Source organism: Sutcliffiella sp. NPDC057660 (assembly GCF_042800035.1).
In the GTDB taxonomy this organism is placed as follows: domain Bacteria; phylum Bacillota; class Bacilli; order Bacillales; family Bacillaceae_I; genus Sutcliffiella_A.
Genome location: NZ_JBHVHV010000017.1, coordinates 71,066 through 93,724, shown reverse-complemented (window position 1 = coordinate 93,724; position 22,659 = coordinate 71,066). Strand labels below are relative to the sequence as shown.

Annotated in this window: 18 protein-coding genes and 2 pseudogenes; 9 read left to right on the top strand and 11 right to left on the bottom strand. The window is 36.1% G+C overall.

All coding sequences use genetic code 11. From position 1 onward, the window contains the following. The first annotated feature begins 111 nt into the window (after window positions 1-111). A complete protein-coding gene (gene radC / locus ACFVAD_RS19065; protein ID WP_386643745.1) occupies window positions 112-756 on the top strand; it encodes a RadC family protein in 645 nt (214 codons plus the stop codon). A 714-nt stretch (window positions 757-1,470) separates the two neighbouring features. On the opposite strand, the gene ACFVAD_RS19060 is transcribed toward radC, so the two are convergent. Further along, window positions 1,471-1,845, bottom strand: a complete 375-nt coding sequence (locus ACFVAD_RS19060) for a YhjD family protein (protein ID WP_386643742.1) — start codon at window positions 1,843-1,845, stop codon at window positions 1,471-1,473. 134 nt (window positions 1,846-1,979) lie between these two features. Between ACFVAD_RS19060 and ACFVAD_RS19055 the strand changes: the two genes are divergently transcribed. Continuing rightward, a complete protein-coding gene (locus ACFVAD_RS19055; protein ID WP_386643739.1) occupies window positions 1,980-2,792 on the top strand; it encodes an ATP-dependent DNA ligase in 813 nt (270 codons plus the stop codon). Window positions 2,793-2,832: 40 nt separating this feature from the next. Here the strand turns inward: ACFVAD_RS19055 and ACFVAD_RS19050 are convergent. Together ACFVAD_RS19050 and ACFVAD_RS19045 are read right to left on the bottom strand one after the other, a co-directional pair. Then, window positions 2,833-3,268: pseudogene (locus ACFVAD_RS19050) on the bottom strand (EAL domain-containing protein). 99 nt (window positions 3,269-3,367) lie between these two features. Next, window positions 3,368-4,615, bottom strand: a complete 1,248-nt coding sequence (locus ACFVAD_RS19045; RefSeq protein WP_386643736.1) for an ABC transporter substrate-binding protein — start codon at window positions 4,613-4,615, stop codon at window positions 3,368-3,370. A 129-nt stretch (window positions 4,616-4,744) separates the two neighbouring features. On the opposite strand from ACFVAD_RS19045, the gene ACFVAD_RS19040 reads away from it, so the two are divergent. The 3 genes from ACFVAD_RS19040 (at window position 4,745) to ACFVAD_RS19030 (ending at window position 6,286) form a co-directional block, all read left to right on the top strand. Then, window positions 4,745-5,347: a winged helix-turn-helix domain-containing protein gene (locus tag ACFVAD_RS19040; RefSeq protein WP_386643733.1), complete on the top strand. Its 603-nt coding sequence runs from the start codon at window positions 4,745-4,747 to the stop codon at window positions 5,345-5,347. Window positions 5,348-5,423: 76 nt separating this feature from the next. Further along, a complete protein-coding gene (locus tag ACFVAD_RS19035; RefSeq protein ID WP_386643730.1) occupies window positions 5,424-5,810 on the top strand; it encodes a hypothetical protein in 387 nt (128 codons plus the stop codon). An 89-nt stretch (window positions 5,811-5,899) separates the two neighbouring features. Continuing rightward, on the top strand, window positions 5,900-6,286 hold the full coding sequence (locus ACFVAD_RS19030) for a hypothetical protein (protein ID WP_386643728.1): 387 nt from the start codon (window positions 5,900-5,902) through the stop codon (window positions 6,284-6,286). Window positions 6,287-6,787: 501 nt separating this feature from the next. On the opposite strand, the gene ACFVAD_RS19025 is transcribed toward ACFVAD_RS19030, so the two are convergent. Beyond that, window positions 6,788-7,708, bottom strand: a complete 921-nt coding sequence (locus ACFVAD_RS19025) for a S16 family serine protease (protein ID WP_386643725.1) — start codon at window positions 7,706-7,708, stop codon at window positions 6,788-6,790. Window positions 7,709-7,937: 229 nt separating this feature from the next. On the opposite strand from ACFVAD_RS19025, the pseudogene ACFVAD_RS19020 reads away from it, so the two are divergent. Together ACFVAD_RS19020 and ACFVAD_RS19015 are read left to right on the top strand one after the other, a co-directional pair. Next, a pseudogene (locus tag ACFVAD_RS19020) lies at window positions 7,938-8,146 on the top strand (recombinase family protein); the annotation flags it as partial. After that, a complete protein-coding gene (locus ACFVAD_RS19015) occupies window positions 8,127-8,297 on the top strand; it encodes a hypothetical protein (RefSeq protein ID WP_386643722.1) in 171 nt (56 codons plus the stop codon). The pseudogene ACFVAD_RS19020 and the gene ACFVAD_RS19015, both read left to right, overlap by 20 nt. 154 nt (window positions 8,298-8,451) lie before the next feature. On the opposite strand, the gene ACFVAD_RS19010 is transcribed toward ACFVAD_RS19015, so the two are convergent. From ACFVAD_RS19010 to ACFVAD_RS18995, 4 genes are all read right to left on the bottom strand, one after another. Beyond that, window positions 8,452-9,663 carry an ABC transporter permease gene (locus ACFVAD_RS19010; RefSeq protein WP_386643719.1) on the bottom strand — a complete coding sequence of 404 codons (1,212 nt, stop codon included), beginning with the start codon at window positions 9,661-9,663 and terminating at the stop codon, window positions 8,452-8,454. Further along, window positions 9,660-10,340 (bottom strand): ABC transporter ATP-binding protein, encoded by a 681-nt coding sequence (locus ACFVAD_RS19005; protein WP_386643792.1) that lies wholly within the window; start codon window positions 10,338-10,340, stop codon window positions 9,660-9,662. The genes ACFVAD_RS19010 and ACFVAD_RS19005 overlap by 4 nt, the downstream gene beginning before the upstream one ends. Further along, a complete protein-coding gene (locus ACFVAD_RS19000) occupies window positions 10,324-11,517 on the bottom strand; it encodes an efflux RND transporter periplasmic adaptor subunit (protein ID WP_386643716.1) in 1,194 nt (397 codons plus the stop codon). Before ACFVAD_RS19000 ends, ACFVAD_RS19005 begins: the two co-directional genes overlap by 17 nt. An 894-nt stretch (window positions 11,518-12,411) precedes the next feature. Further along, entirely contained in the window at window positions 12,412-13,626 is a 1,215-nt protein-coding gene (locus tag ACFVAD_RS18995) for a diguanylate cyclase domain-containing protein (RefSeq protein ID WP_386643713.1), read from the bottom strand. Between the two features lie 225 nt (window positions 13,627-13,851). On the opposite strand from ACFVAD_RS18995, the gene ACFVAD_RS18990 reads away from it, so the two are divergent. Together ACFVAD_RS18990 and ACFVAD_RS18985 are read left to right on the top strand one after the other, a co-directional pair. Further along, window positions 13,852-15,003 (top strand): hypothetical protein, encoded by a 1,152-nt coding sequence (locus ACFVAD_RS18990; protein WP_386643710.1) that lies wholly within the window; start codon window positions 13,852-13,854, stop codon window positions 15,001-15,003. After that, window positions 14,987-15,517 carry a homing endonuclease associated repeat-containing protein gene (locus tag ACFVAD_RS18985; RefSeq protein ID WP_386643789.1) on the top strand — a complete coding sequence of 177 codons (531 nt, stop codon included), beginning with the start codon at window positions 14,987-14,989 and terminating at the stop codon, window positions 15,515-15,517. The genes ACFVAD_RS18990 and ACFVAD_RS18985 overlap by 17 nt, the downstream gene beginning before the upstream one ends. A gap of 54 nt (window positions 15,518-15,571) precedes the next feature. Here ACFVAD_RS18985 and ACFVAD_RS18980 read toward each other — a convergent pair whose 3' ends face one another. The 3 genes from ACFVAD_RS18980 to ACFVAD_RS18970 are packed head-to-tail and all read right to left on the bottom strand — an operon-like array spanning window position 15,572 to window position 22,653. Continuing rightward, complete coding sequence (locus tag ACFVAD_RS18980) at window positions 15,572-16,222, bottom strand: hypothetical protein (protein WP_386643707.1); 651 nt, start codon at window positions 16,220-16,222, stop codon at window positions 15,572-15,574. Between the two features lie 13 nt (window positions 16,223-16,235). Next, window positions 16,236-18,347: a peptidoglycan DD-metalloendopeptidase family protein gene (locus tag ACFVAD_RS18975; protein WP_386643704.1), complete on the bottom strand. Its 2,112-nt coding sequence runs from the start codon at window positions 18,345-18,347 to the stop codon at window positions 16,236-16,238. Window positions 18,348-18,351: 4 nt separating this feature from the next. After that, window positions 18,352-22,653, bottom strand: a complete 4,302-nt coding sequence (locus ACFVAD_RS18970) for a hypothetical protein (RefSeq protein ID WP_386643701.1) — start codon at window positions 22,651-22,653, stop codon at window positions 18,352-18,354. Window positions 22,654-22,659: the final 6 nt, after the last annotated feature.

Genomic DNA, 22,659 nt, shown 5'->3' with positions numbered 1-22,659 from the left:
GCGTTCTTTGGAACGATCTTTAATCAAAGAGTTTTCTCTTTGTCTAAGAATCGTCTCTAAAGAGCGCTTTTTTGTGTTCAAAAACAAAAAACCTTTTGGAGAGTGTTAATTATGAAAAAGCATTATCAGTTGGCAAAAGAGGAATTTACATTATACGGAGCGGATTGTACAAGTTTACAAAACATGCTTGCTGTATTAATTGGACCAAAAGCGGAAGCTGCTGTTACTGGTGAATTAGCTAGTTTAGGTGTTAATGGCCTAGCTGAGTTATCAAAAAAAGAGTTAATGGCTTATCCATCTGTCGGTGAAACAGGTGCAAATAGAATAATGAGTGCTTTTGGCCTTGCAAATTACATTAGAAAGTATCAGAAAGAGGAATCTTACACTGTTAGATCCCCAGAAGATGCTGCAAAGTACTTTTCAGATTTAGAATATCTAAATCAAGAGTTATTTGATGTAATTTTCTTGAATACCAAAAACCAAGTTATCTCTAGGAAAAATATTTTCAAGGGAACATTAAATGCAGCTGTCGTTCATCCACGTGATGTCTATCGTGAAGCCCTTAGAGTCAGTGCTGCTAGTATAATCGCTTGTCATAACCACCCGTCCGGATCACCTGACGCTTCGCGTGAAGACATTGATATTACTAAGCGTTTGAAGGTCGTAGGAGCTGAGATAGGCATCGAGTTGCTCGATCATATTATAATCGGCGATTGTGGAAAATTTTTGTCATTAAAAGAAAAGGGTTACCTCTAATAAAGTAGTCTCAGTGTATCCAATAACCCAAAGTATTTCAAAACGAAGTAGGACTTTTCAATCTTTGAAAGTGGTGAAAACATGAATAAGATAAACGAACCCTTATATACTTATGAAGTGTACTATGGAGAAAACTTATTAAACTTCTCTAAATGGAGATGCGAGGCAAGAAATAAAGGAGATGCTAAGGGTAAGTTTAGAAAAGTATTTGGTTATAACTATCTCCGTATCCTATCTGTTAAAGAAGTGTCAGCATAATAACGTAAAAAGTGCCTCTCTATATAGAGAAGCACTTTTTTTATGAAAGTTCATTTTTTTAAGTCTATTTAGTAATTACAATCTGAAAAAAGTTTACAGTTTAGCTGTTTGTGATATAATTTACATTAAGAAGACATATAATAAATAGAGCCAAAGTGCGACCAACACTTTGACTCATGACAGTATAATTCTACAGTGGCGCAGCTGCTGTGGGAGAACGAAACGATCCACCCGGTCTACTATGCCATTGTCGACGGGTGGATTACTTTTTTTGTGCAAGTTTTATTAGTACGACTACAAGGTTCAAAAAGGCTAATATGAATAGGCCTGATCCTAAAAAGATCTGTAGTTCGCTCATACAGTTCACCCCCGTCTCCACAGGGATTCACTGCTCCACCCGTATTAAACTGTCCTCTTTATTATACCACTTTTGGCAGTAATAAGAACATTCGTTTCCTAATTATTATTATTCTTTTCCAATGCCAGGTAATCCCTCATCTTATTTTCCATCATCATTTTTAGCGCATATTTCAAAAATCGAAATTCACTGTTGTACCCGCGGACTAAGTATTTATAAACCCAAAAATCTTCATTTACAACTTCCCTATTAAAGACCTTAATTCCCTTCTTCCCCATAATCCGCTTTGTTTCAATTAATTCCATCCTCACTTTTTTGAGAATAACCTCCACCAATTCTAAGAATGGATTCTGCATCCGGATTGTAGACGCTGCTATCGACTGCTTTTCTCTTTCCAATGTATCAACCAGTAATCCCAAGACAATAAATTTTGCTGATATATCCTTATCTTCTTCTGTAAGAATATGACTCATACTATTCCTCACTTTAACTATTATTACATTCATGTTAGAACAAATGTTCCTGTTTAGCAAGGGGATTACCATAAACTTACTAATTTTTACAGTCGTGTTATCTGTTAAAATTAAGATAAGGAGTTGAAACAATCATGTTTGTTAGTCCAATGTTACTTCAAAAGAGCGAATCAGCTTCTGAGTCAATGGAGCTAATCAACGAGTTAAAACTGGACGGGATCAGATTAATTCTCAGTAAGTTTAACCATAATATTAAGCTCTATACGAGACATGGGAATGAAGTCACTTACATCTTTAGAGACTTATTAACCCTAGACGTACCAGAAGGAACCATTTTAGATGGAGAGCTGGTTGTACCAGGGAAAAATGGGGCTCCAGACTTCGAAGCTGCGATGGAGGTATTCAGGTCCTCTAAAAGCGCTCATTTCTATCAGTTTTGCGCTTTTGATGTCATATATTATAAAAACGAGAAAATAACCTCTATGCCCCTCCTGGATCGTAAGATGATACTCGATTCATTAGATATAGAACACCCTAATTTTGTGGTCACGAAATGGATGTTGGGTTACGGCCCAGAATACTTTGAACTTACTAAACAACAAGGATTAGAGGGAATCTGCCAAAAGCGCAAAGATTCCACCTATGAGCATCGTAGATCTCCATCATGGAGGAAGCTGATTAACTACCAATATGATGGTAGTGTTTCCATAGTCGGGTTACAAAAAGATAAATTTGGCTGGCTATTACAATTTAGTGATGGACGAGCTGCAGGCATTATGGAATTCGTTCCCCCTGCTGATAGAAAAAAGTTATACAAGGAAAAGCGCTTGTTGGAGCAAAGTGATAAATACTACTTCATCGAGCCGGTTCCCTGTACTGTAAAATACAGAAACCTTACGAAAAATGGTCTATTGAGAATCCCTTCATTTGTTTCGTGGAACGAGTAAAGGCAAGCCCTATGACAGGCTTGCCTTTTCTTATTTTCTGCTATACGACTGATTTATCCTTTTGTTCGATAAAAGTCCTAATACCCTTTGTTTGGAGAGGTTTACTGATATAATACCCTTGAATCACATCGCACCCTTGATCCATTAAAAACTGGTATTGCCATTCTGTTTCAACCCCTTCCGCTACCACTTGCAATCCAAGGCTCTTTTCTAAATAAAGAATCGATTGGGTTAATTCTTTGTTGGTATAGTCAGGATTGATAATTTGAATAAAGGATTTATCTATTTTCAAAGCATGTATAGGAGCTCTGCAGATAACCCAGGGAGGAATATCCTGTACCGAAATCATCAACTGCTATAGAAACACCTAGCTGGCAGATCCGCTCTAAAATAGAAACACTATTTTTAGATAGGAGTACTCCTTCAGTGATCTCTATTTCTAATAATCCTGGATTCAATCCTGTTTCAGCAATCATTTCACTAATCAAAGTATCTACATGAGGATAGATGTTAAAGATGACAAGCGAAAAACTGCTATTTATTAATAGCGGATTATTTGTAATAGAATCAATTTATTATTGGTTTACTGCGTTTTCATACTGAGCTAACAAAGTACTTAATTCCCCTGTTTCATTCAAATATTGTATAAAATATTTTTCTCCTACATTCCGTATTTCTCTAAACCTTTTTCCTTCAAATTGTGGATTTTCAAACAGTGCTCCAGGTTGATTAAAGGCTGGAGTTAAGTCATATCCGTATTTTTGAATAAGTGCTTCTTTAATATCCTCATCCCAGTAAGATGGTAAAAATGAGTTCTGAGTTAATAATTCGGCAAACTCTTTTCCTTGTATATACTCCAGAAATTTTACTGCTTCTTCATTCTCGCTAAAAGCTGAAATTGAAAAAAGTGAATCTGAAAATGCAAGGCCTCCTTTATTTTCTTCAAATACTGGCATTTCTACTAATCCCCATTCAACATCATCAATTTTTGCATAAAACTCTATAAATTCAGTATCTACTAGCTGGCTTATTGGAATAATTGCCATAGCAACTTTGCCCTTTATAAATTCTTCCGTGGTTGCTTTTAAGTTATTTTTGTACAACTGTGAGAATAATGTCCAATATTTTTTGTTTATTTCATTATCAACTACTGCTTTACCATTTTCATTTTCTATATTTTGGATAGGATCCATTAAACTCTGAGATAACCAATAAAATTCTTTATCTGATTCAATAAATCCTAGAGCAATACCTTTGTAATCAGATTGAGATTGAATTTTATCGGCAAAACTTGCCATTTCCTCCCAATTCATACTACTCTCTGGCTTATCTATTCCTAATTCTTTAAAAATCTTTTTATTATATATAAGTAACTGGTTATTAAACGTAGGAGATACAGCATATACATCACCATTTCCTGCTTTTTTGATAGGTTCGATGACTGCTGGTGCTATTTTTTCAAGAATAGGTTCTTCTATTAAATCGTTTAACTTCTTGACATTTCCTCTTTTTACCAAACCATCTAAGTAATCTGTTGGGAAACCAAAGATTATATCTATATCTTTATTTTCCTTCATATATTCATCAATTACCGCATCTAAATCATGCCAGTGATCAGATACTTTTTCAGCACTAGGGAATACTGATTTAAGCTCAATATCATTATCATAATTTTTGCTATATACATTTTTTATCATTTCTCCATGCTCTGGAATTATCGTGGCAATCACTAAAGGTTTTTGTTCATTTACTTCAGTAATTTGTTTTAAACATCCTGATAATAGAACAAGAAGCGAAATAAATAATAATATTTTTTTTGACATAGTAAGGAGAACCAACTTTCTGTTATTTTTTTAAATTTTTGTTTAAAATTTACTTTAGTGTTATTTTTTACAAATTTTGTTATAATGTATTAGTACTTACCAAAATTCATTATTGCACAGGAGGGGAAAATGGAATCGTACATGGCTGTTTTAACAAAAAATCAAAATTTATTTAAATTTGTAGAAACAATTTACTACAATGTATCATTAAAACTCATTAATGATATTGAAAGCTCTTTATTGGATAAAAATTGTTTGTCTATTGTTTGGGATTTATCAAGTTTTACAAATTTAAGTCAAATTGAAAAATCTATTAATAAACCAATTATTATTTTCTCCGATTTATTGAATGATTATTACAGTTCCTTTAGCCTATTTAGTAAATTAGTAGATACAAATACAACTAAGTCACGAAAATTTAATGATCTGCATAGATTACATAATGATACTTTTTTCTCTATAGAAAAGCATTGTATTATAACCCAAAATTCTATTCAATTACTAACAAGCTTAGAATTTAGACTATTGTATTACTTATTAAAAATTGAGGGAATGGCAGTAAGTACAGACCTTTTGATGGAAAAATTAGATTTAGATTCACCTTCTTCTTTATATGTATGCATAAAAAAATTACGGAAAAAAATAGAATATAATTCTACTAAACCTTTGCTCTTACTATATCATAAAAACAAAGGTTATTACCTAAATATTAACAATATTAACAAAAAATAAGATATGTCTTAATTTTTGTCTATTTGAATTTTCTGATAAATATAATAATCTAATAGTAGAGAAGGAGGTGTTGATTTTGAAACTACAAAAAATGAAAATGCTAATTTTAGCTGGAGTCGTAGCAACCAGTATTGCCGTTCCTAATGCAGCTTCTGCTGATACTGCTTATAATACTACTCTCAACCCAGGTCAAACAAAAACCATTGCTACTGAAGCTATTTGGGCAGATGCAGAATTAATAGGTACTCAATATCCTGTATATTCAACTGGAAACTGTGGAGTACAGTATATTGTTGTAGATAGTTCTGGCAATGTAAAAGCACAAAAAACCTCATACGTTGAAGGTCAGGTTAACTTTTACTTAGACTTAAATGCCATAGGACAAACTTTTGCTGTAAAAGCAAAAAATGTTTATAACGGCGCAAAAGATTTCATTAAATTAGTTGGGAATCTATTTGACTAATAATTTAAAGCCATATAACGATTTAATATCGATATATGGCTTTTTCAATTTTCATACAAACATACTAATATGAAAACGAGGTCATAGTATTGAAACTACAAAAAATAAAAATGCTAATTTTAGCTGGAGTCGTAGCAACCAGTATTGCCGTTCCTAATGCAGCTTCTGCTGATACTGCTTATAATACTACTCTCAACCCAGGTCAAACAAAAACCATTGCTACTGAAGCTATTTGGGCAGATGCAGAATTAATAGGTACTCAATATCTTGTGTATTCTACTGGTAACAGTGGAGTACAGTATATTGTTACAGATACTTCAGGTAATATAAAAGCCCAGAAAACGTGCTACTGCAACGGTGAAATTCAATTCGACCTAGATCTAAATGCCATAGGACAAACTTTTGTTGTAAAAGCAAAGAATGTTTATAACGGAGCAAAAGATTACATTAAACTAATTGGGAAATTGATTGACTGATTATTTCAAAAGGAGGACTGTCCAGAAGATTTTTAATTATAAATTTCGCCAGGCTCTCCTTTTTCCTAAAAATAAAGCGCACAAAAAAATGCTACTAGTTTAGGGATGGATTCATTGAACACAGCCCCTTTTAGTATTCTTACATACATACCCTTCTGTAATTCTCTAGAATACTCTGTTTCAGAATCATATTTATTACAAATAATTTGTTCACATTGTTCTTCTTTACACATTTCAATTATCATAATACTTACAGGAAAGGAGCAATTAATATATGTGTCCGATACTACATAATGAAATTGAAATAAAGAAGTTAGAAGAAGAAGTGAAACAATTGATTCTGAAACATTACTTGGCTTCACCCTCAAAAAGAGACACGAAAAAATTAATCGAATACTTAAATAAAAGTTTTAATACTTGCTCAAAATCATAAAAGGGTAAGAGGATGGTTTAACATTGAAGTGGTCTTATTCAGTAATATCATCAAACATCATGTGAATTTTACAATTTTTGATGATAAGATATCCCCTTTTTTTTGCTATTATTTAGAGTGTTAATAATTTGAATAGCCTCATCAACATTCCTGACTCCAAATATTTTTATTGAAAGATTTAATGTTTCTTTAACTTCATTGGCTTCAGTAAGATTTTCTTTTGGGACTATCATATAAGAGAAGTTGCTTTCATTTGCAATCTGTGTTTTTTCTTTTATACCTCCAACCTTTTTTACTGCCCCGGTTTTACTGATGGCTCCTGTCACCGTAATTGGTATATTATTCTGAAACGTTCCCTGTTCGATAAAACTAGATAGTACTAAAGCTAAACCAGCACTTCCACCAATATTGTTATCTCGATTAAAAAATTCCTCAATAGAAGAGTTACTTTTACTTAAATAGGCCGTAACATTTTCGAATGAGTGCTCAAATTCACTCTTACGTAAACCTATATATTCAAAGATTACTGTATTTTTGTCTATATAAAATTTCAAATTTGTTATAGGGATAATTTCATAAACTCTTTGACTATAATTATACATAGCTCGTATTTTTTTTTCGTTTTCTACATTAACTAAGTGATCAATATTTACAGATAAAATATATATTCCCGTTTCTTTAACTAACTCCTCTGGTTCTTTGTAACTAGTAACTAAATATTGATTTTCATTAAATAATATAAGTGGTGCTTCATATATCAGTAAGAGAAAGCATAAAATTGTTGAAAACACCAATGCGCGTTTTGATACTTTGGTTTTCCGTATAATAAACAAAATTATAAGGAATATTACAATCATTAATAACAGGGAATTTACAAAGAAGATACCTGAAATTAAACCAGTGAGAAATAAATAAAGTTCAGTTAAATAAAAAAGAATTGTTGCCATAAAGGGAAGATTCTGCTGTTTATTTTCTAATGTAATCTTCATTTATCCATCTCCATTTTCAACTTTTATTTCCACTAAACTTAATACCTGTGTTTTGATCATAAAAAATCAACTATTTAGGAATAGTTGTTTTTTTATGATTTAATCTACCTTAATACAACACGAGTGACCTCCCATACCTAAATAAATTCTTTTTTAAAATATTTAACATTATTTTCAATATTAACACATATAAACATAATTTTTTCACGATGCTTGTAATTCCTGATAACTAGGACGAAGTACAAAAAATCTGATAGAGTTAGTTGATTACTTTGAAAGTAGAAATGTTAAATTGATTAGCATAATAGAGAATTTCGCTACAAATACACCACAAGGGAAAATGATGCTGACTGTCTTTCAAGCGTTAGCCAATTCGAACGAGATTTAATTGCTCAGCGGACAAAAGAAGGGTTAGAGAGTGCTAGAGCCAGAGGAAGATTTGATTGAAAGATTAAGTACTTTGTTAACTCAGTATGAAAACGCAGTAAACCAACAAAATATTGATTCTATTAAAAGTAACCGCTATAAATTAATTGTGATTCTTTTGTTTGTTAGGCAGCGCATCGGACAAAGTGGTGAATTTCCCTAACACACCGTAGTGAGGATACGACAAGAATTACTTCTTTTTTGAGCCACTTAACAAATAGCCAGGGAAATTCATTTATTTTGTTGAATTTGCCCCGACTACGTTAACCTCTTTTAACGTTAATTACCTGAAAAAAGACACACATTCAAAACTTATATTATTCATATCTTAAGGCATCGATTGGACTTAGCTTCGAGGCTTTGTTCGCAGGAAGAATTCCGAATATAACACCTATAAATGCGGAGAAACCAACACCGATTAACGCCACTAATGGACTAACTGAAGCACTGATAGGAGCAAAATTAGTGACAATGATTGTTCCAACAGCAGCGAGACCAATTCCTAGCATCCCACCTAAAGAAGTAAGAGTGGCTGACTCAATTAAGAACTGCAGGAGGATTTTTCCCCTTGTGGCTCCTAGTGCTTTTCGAAGGCCGATTTCTCTCGTTCTTTCCGTTACAGAGACGAGCATTATATTCATTACTCCAATCCCACCAACTAAGAGTGAAATGCCGGCGATACTTCCAATCACTAGTGTCATAATGGTGATGACCGTGTTTACTTCTTGTTCATATTGAGATTGATCATAAATATTGTACATTCCATTTTCAAGCTTCTTTTTTTCAGTAAGCGTATCAGCAGCTAAACGCCCTGTTTCCGAGATTTTTTCAGCGTCACTCGCTATAACAGATAAGCTTTCTATCTCCATATTTCCAAACATCATCGAAATGACCGTTCGTGGCATAAGGATTTCTCCCATTCCCTCCTGACGATATTGCTCAGGAATGGATGATTCATACACTCCAACGACTTTATATGGATTCCCGTTAAAATCAACGATTTCTCCAATAGCCCCTTCAGACGGCTGAAAGAATTTCTCTCTTGCAACTGTGTCAATCATGACAACACGATTTAACCCGTCAACATCTCTCGCAAAAAAGGCACGGCCTTCCTCAATCTGAACATTTTTAGCAGAAAAATAGTCAGCACCCACACCAGTGATTTGCATTTCTCCTTGCTGATCACCGTGGACCATCGTGCCCCAGCCTTGATTGGTCCCTAATACAGCTTTTACACCTGGCACTTCAGCAAGTATCTCCAAATCTTCAGAGTTTAGTTGAGGTGGCATCCAATACATGTCCGCATCGGTTTCTCCTTCAACAGGAATCGGTTCATAAAATAACTCAATTGCATTTTTATCTGTACTAAAGAGATCTTCCGTCATTTGCTTTCGAGCCCCTTGTCCAATAGCTACGATAATTATCACGGCTGCCACACCGATAATAATTCCAAGCATCGTTAATATGGACCTAATTTTATGGTTCCAAATGGAGGATAAAGCAATCTTGAAGCTTTCCCAAATACTCATGACATTCTCCTCCGGTCGTCTGTAATCCTACCATCCTTCAGCGTGATGACCCTTTTTGTATAAGCAGCAACTTCTTCTTCATGAGTAACAATGATGACTGTTCTGCCCTCCTCATTTAATTGGGCGAGGAGCTCCATGATTTGTTTACTTGTCACGGAATCAAGGGCACCAGTTGGTTCATCTGCTAGAATAATAGAAGGATGGTTCACAAGTGCTCGTGCAATAGCTACCCTTTGCTTTTGCCCTCCGGATAGTTGACTTGGTAAGTGCTTTATTCGATCCACTAATCCAACCTTTTCGAGCATTTCTCTCGATCTCTCATTCCTTTCACGCTTCGGAACCCCAGCGTAAATCAAGGGAGACTCGACATTTTTCAAGGCATTTACTCTAGGAAGCAAGAAAAATTGTTGAAATATAAATCCCACGTGCTCATTTCTCAATTTTGCTAGCTTCTTCTCCTTTACTAGTCCCACTTCTTCCCCATTCAGCTCAAACGCACCAGAGGTCGGTCGGTCCAAAAATCCAATGATATTCATCAGTGTCGATTTACCTGATCCCGAGGGTCCCATGATTGCTACAAATTCCCCATCTTCAATCGTTAAATCAATTCCGTGTAGGACGGGCACCTCAAGAGCGCCAGTACTATATACCTTCATAATCTCACTCAACCTCATCATATGAGACCACTTCCATTCCATCATACATGCCCTCGTAAGGAGTGATTACGACTTGTTCACCTAACTGCACTCCTTCTACAACCTCCATCCATTCATCGCTCATTCCCCCCGTTTGAACTTCACGTCTAGAAAGCATTCCATCCACTAATACATACGCCACGTCTACTCCACCTTCGTTCACCAAAGCCGTATGTGGAATGACAAGTGATTTTTCCGAATCATTCAATTTAACTTGAATCTCTAACGACACATGGAAGCCTTGTCGAAGCTCAGACGTATCATCTGTAATAGCCACCTTGAAAGGGTACATCGTTACGTTCCCACCACCAGCATATTCCCCTCCGTTGGCTCCATCTTCATTCGGGAATTGTGAAACAGTCTCCACTGCACCTTTCCATTCGCGATCCTTGTATACCTTTGGTCGAATAATTACTGGTTGTGCCTGTTTTATTTTCACTGCATCAAACTCACTCATCGTTCCGATAACTTTATATGGCTGACTTGAAATGATATGAACGATTGGTTCAGGTGTGCTGGTTTCGGTTTGCGCTACATTTTGATTTATCTTTACTACAATTCCATCAATTTTACTAACGACCGTCATTTCTTTTTTACGAGTATCAATTTCATTGATTTCATCCTGTGCGGAGGCAATCTCTGCTTTTGTTGCCTCATATTGAATCTCTAGCTGAATTTTCTCGTTATTCAGCTGATTCACCTCATCCTGAGTACCTTCCTCACTCGCAACATTCTTTTTTGCTTCAGCTATACGCTTATTTACTTCCGCAATTTGATTTTGTTCAATTTCCCCTCTTTTCTGTGTTAAGTCTCGGTGCCGCACTGCTCTACTAAACTCCGTATCTATTTTAGAAGAATCATATAGAAATAGCGGTTCGCCCGCCTTTACTGCCTGATTTTCTACAACTTTATACTCGTTTATCGATCCTTTATCAGCTTCTAGAAAGACCTTTTGTTCGCTCTCTGGCACAATTTCCCCTGTTACAAGGATGCTTTCCACTAATTCCCTCTCTGATGCTTTTTGAACAGTTACTGGCACTTGTTCCATTACATCACTAACTACCCTTGTACTTTCTCCATTGACAAAATACGTAATGCCTCCTGCAATTAAGAGTAGCACCACGATAGAGGCGATCCAAATCCATGCCTTCTTTTTCACTTAAATGTCCCCCTAAAATTTACTGTTCTTGTAGATATTTCTCAAAGAACAGAATCTATTTTCTCTCTTTTCTATTAAATACTAAAAATGCCAAAATTACAAAATTTTAGAACAAAATAAAATACAATGTCTCTTTTTGACATAAGAAACATGTTTCGCAGGAGCTATAACATTATTTTCTTCATGTCTTTGATCCAACTTTAAGATTTTTTCACTCTATCAAGAGGGTCATTTTTTTCAAAGAGTATTTTTATTCATTACAGTAATGCTGCTCGTTACTACAATAATAAATTTATCTCCTCCAATTTTTTCCTACTTTTTAAAGACGAACTTTTACCCTATTTGGTTCATAAGTATTCGTTAAAAGTATAACCGTTAAACGAATAAGAAAAAGGCTGCCGTAGCAACCTGATGAGTTATCTCTTGGACTTGTTCGTAATACACGGTTAGCCAGGTATTTTTGGTTGACCTTTTTAAATATGGTCTTATCAGTACGGAAGGTGGGGTAGAACGTCGAACCCGTGGGATTCGATCCCGTTAGTTAAACTATTCACCCCTACTTGGGGTCCTACCAACAAAAAGCGCAAAATATACGCTAAGCAAATTTCGACATAAAGAAAGCCGAATTTCCCTACGTTAGGGAACTATCGGATTTTATAGTTGCTTTGGAATTTAAAGTTTGACCATTGCTGTGATCCTTCCTTTTTACACTCTTTAATAGGAATGATGTTCCATTTAAATTGTTGTTTCAATACCAAATGCCCGTATTTAAGGTTCCTGTGTGAATAATTGCAATATCATGAGTCCAATTATATTCTTTTGCAAAATCGTAGAGCAATAATGTTTTTCCCGTTCCTGGTATACCCTCTATAATTGTAAATTTTGCGGAACTATTTAATATAACATTCTTAAACTCCTGTTGTTGTTTAGTAAAAAAGTAAGTGCCTTAACGGAAACGGGGATAAATAGCTCCTGAGTATTCCATATTTTCGCTTGCTTACAAGCTTCAAATAAAATTTGCTTGGTTATTTCTAAATTCAGGCCCTTCTCTTCTGCTATCGGAATAAAACGGTTTGGAGGAATAATTCCTAGTTTTGCATCCTTCCATCTTGCTAAAGCTTCGACCCCAACAATTTCTCCGCTATTCACTGATACTTTTGGTTGATATTCTAGGTAAATTTCTTTATTCTTTACAGCCTGATAAAGCCTATTTTCTATTTCAATCTGTTCAGAGCTTAAAAGGCTCATGGAGCGGTCATAATTTACGACTTCCCCTCTCCCTTTCCTCTTAGCTTCCATTAGCGCTAATGCTGCATGGGTTAAACAACTTTCAATATCTTGTTCGATTGCATCATACTTACTAATTCCACCGGATAAACTTACTCTAATTTCTTCACCTTCTAAGGTTATAGGCTTTTGGGTATGCCATTTTATCTCTTCTACCAATTGGTTAATATTTTCATTAGCAATTAAATCTTTTACAACAACTGCAAATTCATCTCCACTAATTCTTGCAACAAAATGGGAAGCGGCTATCTTCTGTATCTTCTTACCAACCGCTGATAGTAAGCTGTCTCCAGCTTTCTCTCCTAACAGATCATTTAACCCTTTAAAACCATCTATATCATAGATAATGATGGTAGCTTGCTGCCCTGCTTCTTTTATTTCCATTAGGTGATGATACAAATAAGTCCGATTGGCCAATCCAGTTAAATGATCATGTGAGGACTGATAATGAAGTTTGTTCTCTTTTTCAACATGCGATATTTTAAGTTGCAATAAAAATAATGACAACTGATTTATACTTCTCCCTAATTTGGAAATTTCGTCGGTTTTCTCAATATGAATGGTAGATCCGAAATTCCCTTTAGAAATCCAATGGACTTGCTCTAACAAAGTGGTTATTCGGGAAGTCAATTCCTTTATTATTAGCGTATTCGTGATGATTATTGCCAAAATACTGATTACACTTATTGCAACCATGATTACGATATCACGAGAATGATATTCCCTATTATAAATCGTGGCATAGTTAAAGATATAACTTATGGATACGATTAATATAATGGATATTGAAAGTATGGTAGAGAGTTTAACATGTAATTTCAAATAGATTCCCCTATCTACAGAAAAAACCCCAGTAAATCGAAGCCTTTCATCTGTGAGAGGCTTCGATAACTGGGGTTTTCCCATTTGAATTTTTATTAGTTTGATAGTTTTTTTATTTAATAATTATATAGGAAATTATTCACAAAAACAATTGACCTCACAAAATATTTAGAATAAAATAAAAGTAATGCATATTGAATTATTTAAAAAAAGAGGTGACTAAAAATGCTTAGGGAATTGATATGGCTATGGGATGCTAAATTGAATTATGAACGTGGAAAAGAAGCTGGATTAGCTGGTGTGATTGGTCTTATTTTTGTATTCATCGGAGTCTATTATAGAGATAAATTATATGTGGCATTGGAGTATATAGGAGTTATTGACCTGGCTGATAGGCTTGGACTGATAAAAGGAGAATGGACTCCCTTGCTTGTGGTTATTGGGATAGGATACTTCTTTTTGTTGGTGATATTATTCTTACTTATAGGACTAGTAGCCCTTTTCACCTTGTTTGCCATTGTACGATATTTCGAAGAAGAGGGCGGCTTCCTTCAAAAGGTAATTAAGTTCGTTTACACATATTTTTTCTTGTGGTCGCTAAGTTTGTTCATCGTTCTTCCTATTATGTTTTTAATGAATCCAAGTAAATTTATTAAAGAGCAAGTCTCTATCCAATCTCAATATAACACAATGAAAAAATACATTAAGGATCAAAAGAAGCTCTATATTAATAAAAACGTAAACAAAACACTTACTCCAGAGGCAGCGAAAACTTATTTAAACCGGTTATTTATCACAGGAGATAGTTCTTTCTTGCTGGGTTATATAGAAGAAGAAGATAAACTGTATATTCTTTTACCTTCCCCACTTTATTTTAAAAAATCTTCCTATGACCGATTGTACGGATGGCAAGGAAATGGAACATGCAACTTAGAATATTATCAACCTCTATGGTCGGTGGAGGGATATAAAGATGTTTATGGTTTTACAGCTTTAGAAGTCGACTTTATAACACCTGGAAAAGATGACTTGAAAATCGTAGGTGAAACCACTAAAGTTGTTTTCAATCATCAATTATCATTAATTGTGGAAAAAGATTACGAGATTGAGACAGATTTGAAGTCATATTTCGAAAGACTATCCTCAAATTCTAGAATGAGAAGCAAATTGTTGCATGATACACTAGTATATCTAACTGAATATAATGAATTGATTCAGCATATAGCTGGAGAGGAAAAAATGCCTCTATTAGGAAAAGAGCCCTTAGATGTAATAAATTTGTACTCCGCTCGTAATTATCAAATTGCTAATCTAATCTATTCTGATTTAGAAAACGAAAGGAGCGGGATAGGGATTGTTAATGAAAAACGCTTCTGACAAGGATTTATTACATTTGACATCAAGAATGGAATGGGATAAATATGCAAAGGGCAACTCCCTCCCTTCCTCCTACTTTTTAATTCAAGAGCATGGTAGTTGGAAAAAGGTTAAAGAGCATTATGGGGTGACTACAAGAAGAAGAGTGACGGTAGATCATGCTGCATTATTATCTATCATCCAGGAACAAAAAAAGCATCTTACTACAACAAGAGAATGGGATGAATATAGCAAGGAACACGTCCTTCCTTCCAGTAGAACATTAATAAATCACTTTAAAACATGGAATAAGGTAAAAGAGAAGGCAGATTTAGAACCGACACCCAACTATGTTCCTGTTTCTTATAATAAAGATAAAATAGTATCTCTGTTAAAGGAACATTCTGCTACTTATGAAAACCAGGTAACTTGGAATCAATACGCAAAATCTAAAAACCTTCCAACATACAAGACGATACGAAAGTACTTAACCTTTGAAGAATTTGAAGGAATTGTAGGAAAGGATGATCAATAGAATATCTAAAAAGACACATAGAAAAGCGACAAAGGGGCTCCTTGTCGCTTTTTGCTAAAAGATATTTGCATTAATTTGTTCTATAATTTGGTTAGGCGATGTGATGATAAAAATAATCCCTTTCAAAGCATTACCGTGATTATATTCCAAAAACGTAAATGTTACATCCACATCAGCTTTTTTTCCGTCTTGGTAATGGAAAACAAGTGTTGCTTCTTCTGAATTTTTAGAACCAAAAGCAACTTCGCTAATTCGCACATCAATGGTTTCAAGGCTATTCTCTCTTGAAATCCCATCCATTATATCAATTAACGCTTCGTATTTATCGGGATTCGGGTGGTTTATAAGGCTATCAGAAAATACGTTTGGCTCAAATGCTTGAGAGAAGAGATCTGGATCATTTAATTGCAAGCTACCTATAAGATAGTTAATCGCATCTTCTGGTTTTATGTTTTCCTTGATAATATTTTCATCCAGCTCTGTTAAATAGCCTATATCAGATTTTTCATCCATCCCATTGACCCAGTGCAGTGCTTCTGTATGGTTCTCTGTCGCCTCAACTTGCTCATTTATGAAGTCCACCGCATCCTTACTATCAATCTTAGTTTCAGTCATTTTTTGAGGTTTGAAAATCGTATATCCCACCAACATTGCAAACGTCCCTATTAGAAAAATAGATATTAAAATGAACTGATTCTTGTTCATAAATTCTCACTTCCTATGAACCTGGTATTTGTATGACAATGCCTTTATTATTCGCAAGGGGATTAAAAGCATTCGATTTTGCGTTATTCCATTCCGGCTGGTGGAGCTCAAAATGCAGATGGGGACCTGTTGATCTTCCCGTGTTTCCCATATAACCGATGAATTGCCCCTTTGCTACAATTTGCCCTGTTTGCACTGTCCTGTTAGCTAAATGAGCGTAAAGTGATTCATACTGAACTCCGTCTAATACATGCCTTATTATTACGCAATTGCCATAGGTTTTGGAGTAATAAGAATTAGATACCACTCCATCAGCAATTGATACAACTGGAACGTTAGAGCGGCCAGCTAGCCCTATATCTATTCCATTATGTCTAGTTCCCCATCTTGGACCAAAACCAGAAGTGATAGCTCCTGTAGTGGGAGCCATATATAGTCCAGGTGTAACAGGAGGCATTCCCGAAATAGGCTCATAGATTGCTTGAGTACGAATCTCTTCTGCTTTTGTTAAAACCTTATCGACATACCATTCAGCGTGATTGTATGCATAAACAGCTTTTCTAGGATCTGAGCTATACCCGTGTTGGCTTAGATACTTGCCTGCAGCATAAGCGGCATCATCTATCACCCAAGGATCTGCCTTCCCACTATTTTTAGCATCTACCCCATATCCTTTGTAACGATTAATTAAATTTAAGTTTACTAAAATATCATTTGTAATGGTTCCGGGGTACCCCCAGCCCACCCAAGTTTTCGGAAGGAATTGGAAATGGCCAACTGCTCCTGCAGAACTAAGCATTGTTGGGTGTGTAGAATAACCCGTCTCAGTAAAGTGAAGGGCAGCAATGACATACCAATCAACCCCATATTTCTCTTCTACTTCTAAATAGATAGGCATGAATTGAGGTGGAACGTTCTCACCAGGAACAATGGTGCCATTGAAACCGGACCCAAAACTCCCACCACCAAATGAATCAAGCCAAGCGGTGTAGTTGCTAACACCGCCAGAAGCTTCAAATAGTGCATCAATCAGTAATTTATCTTGTTTCCCCATATTATAGGAATTTAATATGTTATCAAATTTAGCATAGTCCTCATTGGTACTTTCATTTGCGTTAAATAGTTGCCTTCGTTTTCTAGTGATTGTTTTTATTTCAATGGTGTATTCTACTTCAACTTCTACTTCTTCCTCAATTTCCTTTTCATATTCTACTTCCCGTGGTACTAACTCTTCCTCATAATAAACGACAGTTCTATACTTTGTTACTTTTTTGGAAATACAACACGCTAGGTTCCCTTGATCATCTAAATAAGTTTCATAAACCCATACATCATATGCTTCTTGTTTGGTCTTTTCAACTAATTGGAGGACCCATTCTATTCTTTTTTCTATTATTGTCTTTTTAACTGTTTGCATTTCAGTCCGGGTTTCAGTGCGGTACTTAATGTCTGTGGTGGTACGCCATTCTGTTAGGTATGGTTGATAGACTATCGTAGTATAACCGTTCCAAAAATCAACAGCTGTTAACTTACTCACCCAGTGATCAATGGTTTCTAATCTTGGCGCTCCACACACATCATCCTCACAAACAGTAGTTTCAATATTTTCATACTCGTTAAATTCCTCATAAGTAAACTCCGGACGGAGAGCAGTCGCCATATCAGTGATTAATGCCTCGTAATCACTCTCTTCTTTCTGCAAACTATCAATTTGTATAACTGCACCGATTAAGCCTTCCGGAACACGGTATCTGGCCTGTTCAGACTTTGACATATCAACACTGTTGTTTGCCTGTTCGACTATCTTACTGTGTATTTCTTTTATATCACCATCTAAGTCATTACCGTCCCCACCAAAAGCCATACTTGAAACCATCATTAAAACTACTATCAGAATAACTACTCCTATAGCTATGAGTATGGCAGGTAACCCTACCGTACCCAATAACCCTAGGATAGCTTTTCCAAGTGCTATGAGTGCGCTTTTTACAGCTTTAATTGCTAGTTTTGCGAGTTTCTTGGCAGCTTTGGAAGCCATTTTTTTAATTTTCTTTTTAACTTGGCCGGCAACTGCATCTTTTATAGGATTAGACTGAGGTTGTTCCTCCTGGTTTCTATGCTGCATTCAATCACCCCAGTAACCCTTGTTTTCTTCTGAACGGCTCATTTCTATTTCGATCTTGTAGTCGCTTGTTTGCTTTTGGTGGTAACATAGTAGTTAGGTCAAGTGAAGAGTGATAGTCTACATCTACTTCATTATTCTCGATATATTCTACTACTCTATTAGATGATGTTAATTTTTGATTTTTCACTTCACACTTCACATGATATTTTTTCCCTTGTGGGACACGAGTATCTCCTGAGTAAATAGGGGATAAACGATATGATTGACCGTCTTTTTCTCCTGATACATAACTTTGCCCCCGTTCGACAACGACCTGTATGTTTTTCATACCGTATTTCGAGGCATCATCGGTATGAAAATTACCCATGTCTACTTGTTGGCTATATACAGGCATCTGTTTAGAAGAAACAGATACAGGTTGACGAGTTGCCAGTAATCGATTAGGATCCGATTTCAATTCAACAGAATTTAATGGTATTTTTGCTCCTCCACTATCGACTTTATATACCGAAGATTTTCCATTCACTTTCACAGGAACAAGGGAGTCGTTTTGCACATCGAGATCTTGGAAAATAGTTTCGCCTTTCTTTAGTCCGCTATGCCCTGACCCCATACGAGAAACAATCTTTGATTCACCTGTTTTTGTCCGGACCTCGATGTGAGTGCCCTCACTACTTGTAACCATTCTAATGGCTCCATTTGCGACTCTAGTATTCCCCATATCGTCATCGGTTGTCTGAGCCATTTGCATAACTTCTGCTGGTTCATATATTTCTTGATTAAGTTGTTTGGAGAATGGGGTTAATTTGGTTGCTACTTTTGAGCCTATCGTGTAACCTCCAACCCCTCCAATTACTCCAGAGATATAAGAGACACCATTTCTTAAATTTTGCTGTTTTTCAACCACTGAGGCTCCTTCTACTAATTGTGATAAACCTCCGTTATATCCTCCCTTAATAGCTGAACCTATCCCTTCAAAGAATCGGATTGGTGCAGAACCTTGAGATTCCAGGTTAGAGTTCATTTGGAAAGCAGAATAGCCACTAAGCGCCCCTTGGCCGATACCTTTTGCCGTGTTTAGAACAGTGCTTATCCCTGTAGCGTGACCAGCAAAACTTACTCCTGCCTTTACAACAGATGGGACAATATTTTTATTTGAACTAATATATGGTGGGATATTATCCAATACACGTTGATAATTTTGGTTGAATACTCCTGACTCCTGCTGTTTCCACTGGGAGGTCGCTTCCTCAAATGATGCCCCATTTTTTTCAGCGCTCTTGATAAAGGCACGTCCTACACTTGCAGTCTCCACACTGGCCAATTGGCTGGCAAGGAAGTTTTTATTTACAGAACCACCTTTGTTGAATATTTGAATACCTTCCACACCATTAGCGGAACTAGTAGCTGCGCTTGCATAGACTTTCTTCCTTTCAGTCTCACCCTTTGCATAATCAATATCGAATGCAATGGAGCCAGAGCTAATATCACTTACTCCTGCTTTTTCAATATTCATTGCTTTATCTACCATCGCATTTGCGAATTGAGATTTATCTATAACTGCGTTTGGATTTCCATTAGAAAGTGTTGATACCACTTCGGTTGCAGCTTGAGAAAACTGTTGTTGCTTGCCTTGAACTACATTTCTCCAAGCCTTATCTTTTTGAGCTTGGTAGACTTTTGTTTCTGCAGGGGACATTTCCTGACTTGGGGGATTAACTGTTTCATAATTTTTCATAAAATGGTCTTTGTTTTGTGATTCCCAAGCTTTGGTTATATCCATAGAGACTGCATTTGCTAATGTGGCTCCTTTTGCACCTTCTACTATAGCCGTGCCTTCAGTTTGATTAGTAAGATTGCTAGCTGCCGTCGAAGCTACTTTTGTAAGTGCCTGCTTTCGATCTCCTACAGACGCATTAAAAGCACTTTCCGCTTTATCAACACCACCTAGTCGGTCTGCATTATTGGCAATGAAACTGGCTTTTTCATTACTTAACAGATTATCTACCATTTTAGATGTAAATTCGCCTTTACCTACTACGGATTGTGTATTACCGTCCGCTACTTCATTTATTGTTTGGTTTGCAAGCTTATCGAATTCTGATTTTTTTCCTGAAACCGTACTATTCCAAGCCTTTTCTCGTTGTTTTTGATAAGCAGTGGTTTCCTCTTGGGACATTGGTTCCGATTTCATATGTTGTGCATCATATTGTTTCTGGAATGCTTCTTTGTTCTTTTCAGCCCAAGCCTTTGTCATATCTTTAGAAATTGCATCTCCTAATTCGCCAGCTTTAGCATTTTCAGTATTCTTTACTGTTGGGACTGAGTTAAGAGAACTAGCGGCTATTTTGACTAATGCTTGCTTCCGCTCACCTTTCAAAAGCTCATATTCCTGCTGAGATGTTACCGTTCCTAAATCAGTTTGTTTCTTCAATTCGTCTTTTTCTATTCCAATTGCCTTATCAACCATTGCATTAGCAAAATCCTGTTTATTAACCAGATTATGATCTTTATCCTTAACTAACGCTGCAGCTGTTTCTTCTCCTGCTTTTTTGAATTGTCCTTCCTTTTGATTCAACTTATCATTCCAAGCAGAAATTTTTTGATTCTCATAAGCTAATTTTTCAGCTTCTGACATTTCTTCAAAAGGCTTAGCTGGTGGATTGTTCTTTTGATAATCTTTCATGAAGCTATCTCGGTTATCGTTAGCCCAGGCACTTGTCATATCCTTAGACATTTTTTCACTCATGTCTCCAGCATCAGCATACTGCCCATTAGATTCTTTAACCTTGTTCCACTTTTCTTGTGCTCGATCTCTGAAATTTGCACCTTCACCTTTAAGCTTATCGTTCCATTTTGCTTCTAAATCTTCTGGTCTAGCATCTGGGAAGCGCTCTTTCATGTCTTTCATGAAGTCCTCTTTGTTGTCATTTGCCCATTTAACAGATTCATCCTGGGTAAGAGCATCGAGCATCGCTTCTTCGTTATCTTTTTCTTGATTTTTTTCTAAAGTATCATCAAAGCCTTTTTTTCCTTTTTTCAATCTATCTCCAACTGCATGAACACCAGCTGCTCCGGCTCGGCCAGTAACTCCACCGACTTTTTCTCCTAATTCACCGCCGAGAGTACCTAACGCAACAGCCCCTACTGGTCCCATAACAGAACCTGCAATGGATCCTCCCATCCCAGCAAGTAACTTTCCGGATTTCCCTAAAATATTTCCTGCTTTCAACATTTTTTCGGCTTTACTAGTGGTTCCCGTATCTGTACCTGTATTAGCACCAAGAGTACCTTTAACGTCACTATCAGTTCCGTCGGTACCTCCTACTTTATCTTTTGTACCTTTATATGCGTCCTTCAGCACTTGTCCAACACTCTTACCATCTAGGGCCCCTTTGACCGCGCCGTACATTCCCGCAAGACCAGCCATACCGAACATGGCTCCCGTTTTTGCAAGACCACCTTGCATTCCACCACCAAGGCCAAATAAGTTCCTTAGAGCTTCTGAGACAGGAATGAAGATGATATAAAGAATAACTGTTCCTACTGAAAATGCTGCACCTTCTGACTGACTCATTGATAAGACAGCTATTAGCCAAAAGGTTGCCGCATGAATACTTTGTACCAAAACACCAGCTATTAGTTCTTTAAACCAACCTGCAGTAATTGCCTTTGTTTTTGGAAAAAGATATAACACTAGCATCACAGGACCTAAAATCATTAGTAGCATTAATGTTAACTTTCGCATCATATAATAAAAATTGGCCCAAATAGCTAGTCCTAACAGAGCTAATTGTATGACGATCCATCCTATTATCGCTCCAGCTGCTTCCGCTGCAGGGTTAAGCGTAAACTCTTCACTAAAAACTTCAGTACTCATATTATCTGTCGCAGCCTCAAACAACCCTACAATTGCGCCATTTATTTGGAAAATAATAGAGTAGATAACACCTAATTGTGATAAAGCGATTCCTACAATTAGGGCATCTTTCAAGAACTCCATTAATGCTGTTCTATTTGCTGGGTTAATGGTGGCTCCTGAGATCCTCATACCTGCCATCAAAATTGCAATCAGTAACATAAAGCCTGCAACAATCATCATGAGATAGTTACCAGGTATATATGCATTCAACAATTCATTTTCGGTAAATGTTTTCCATACTAACTCTTCACCAAATAGAGTATCTTTCCCAAAAATTAAGTCCTTCAATGTTTTTAATCCCAAGAAAGGTTCAATGAAAACTTGCCACATCCAAGTGAACAAAGCTTCCATCATACCAAGGAACTTATCTCCTAGAAAACTCAATCCCTC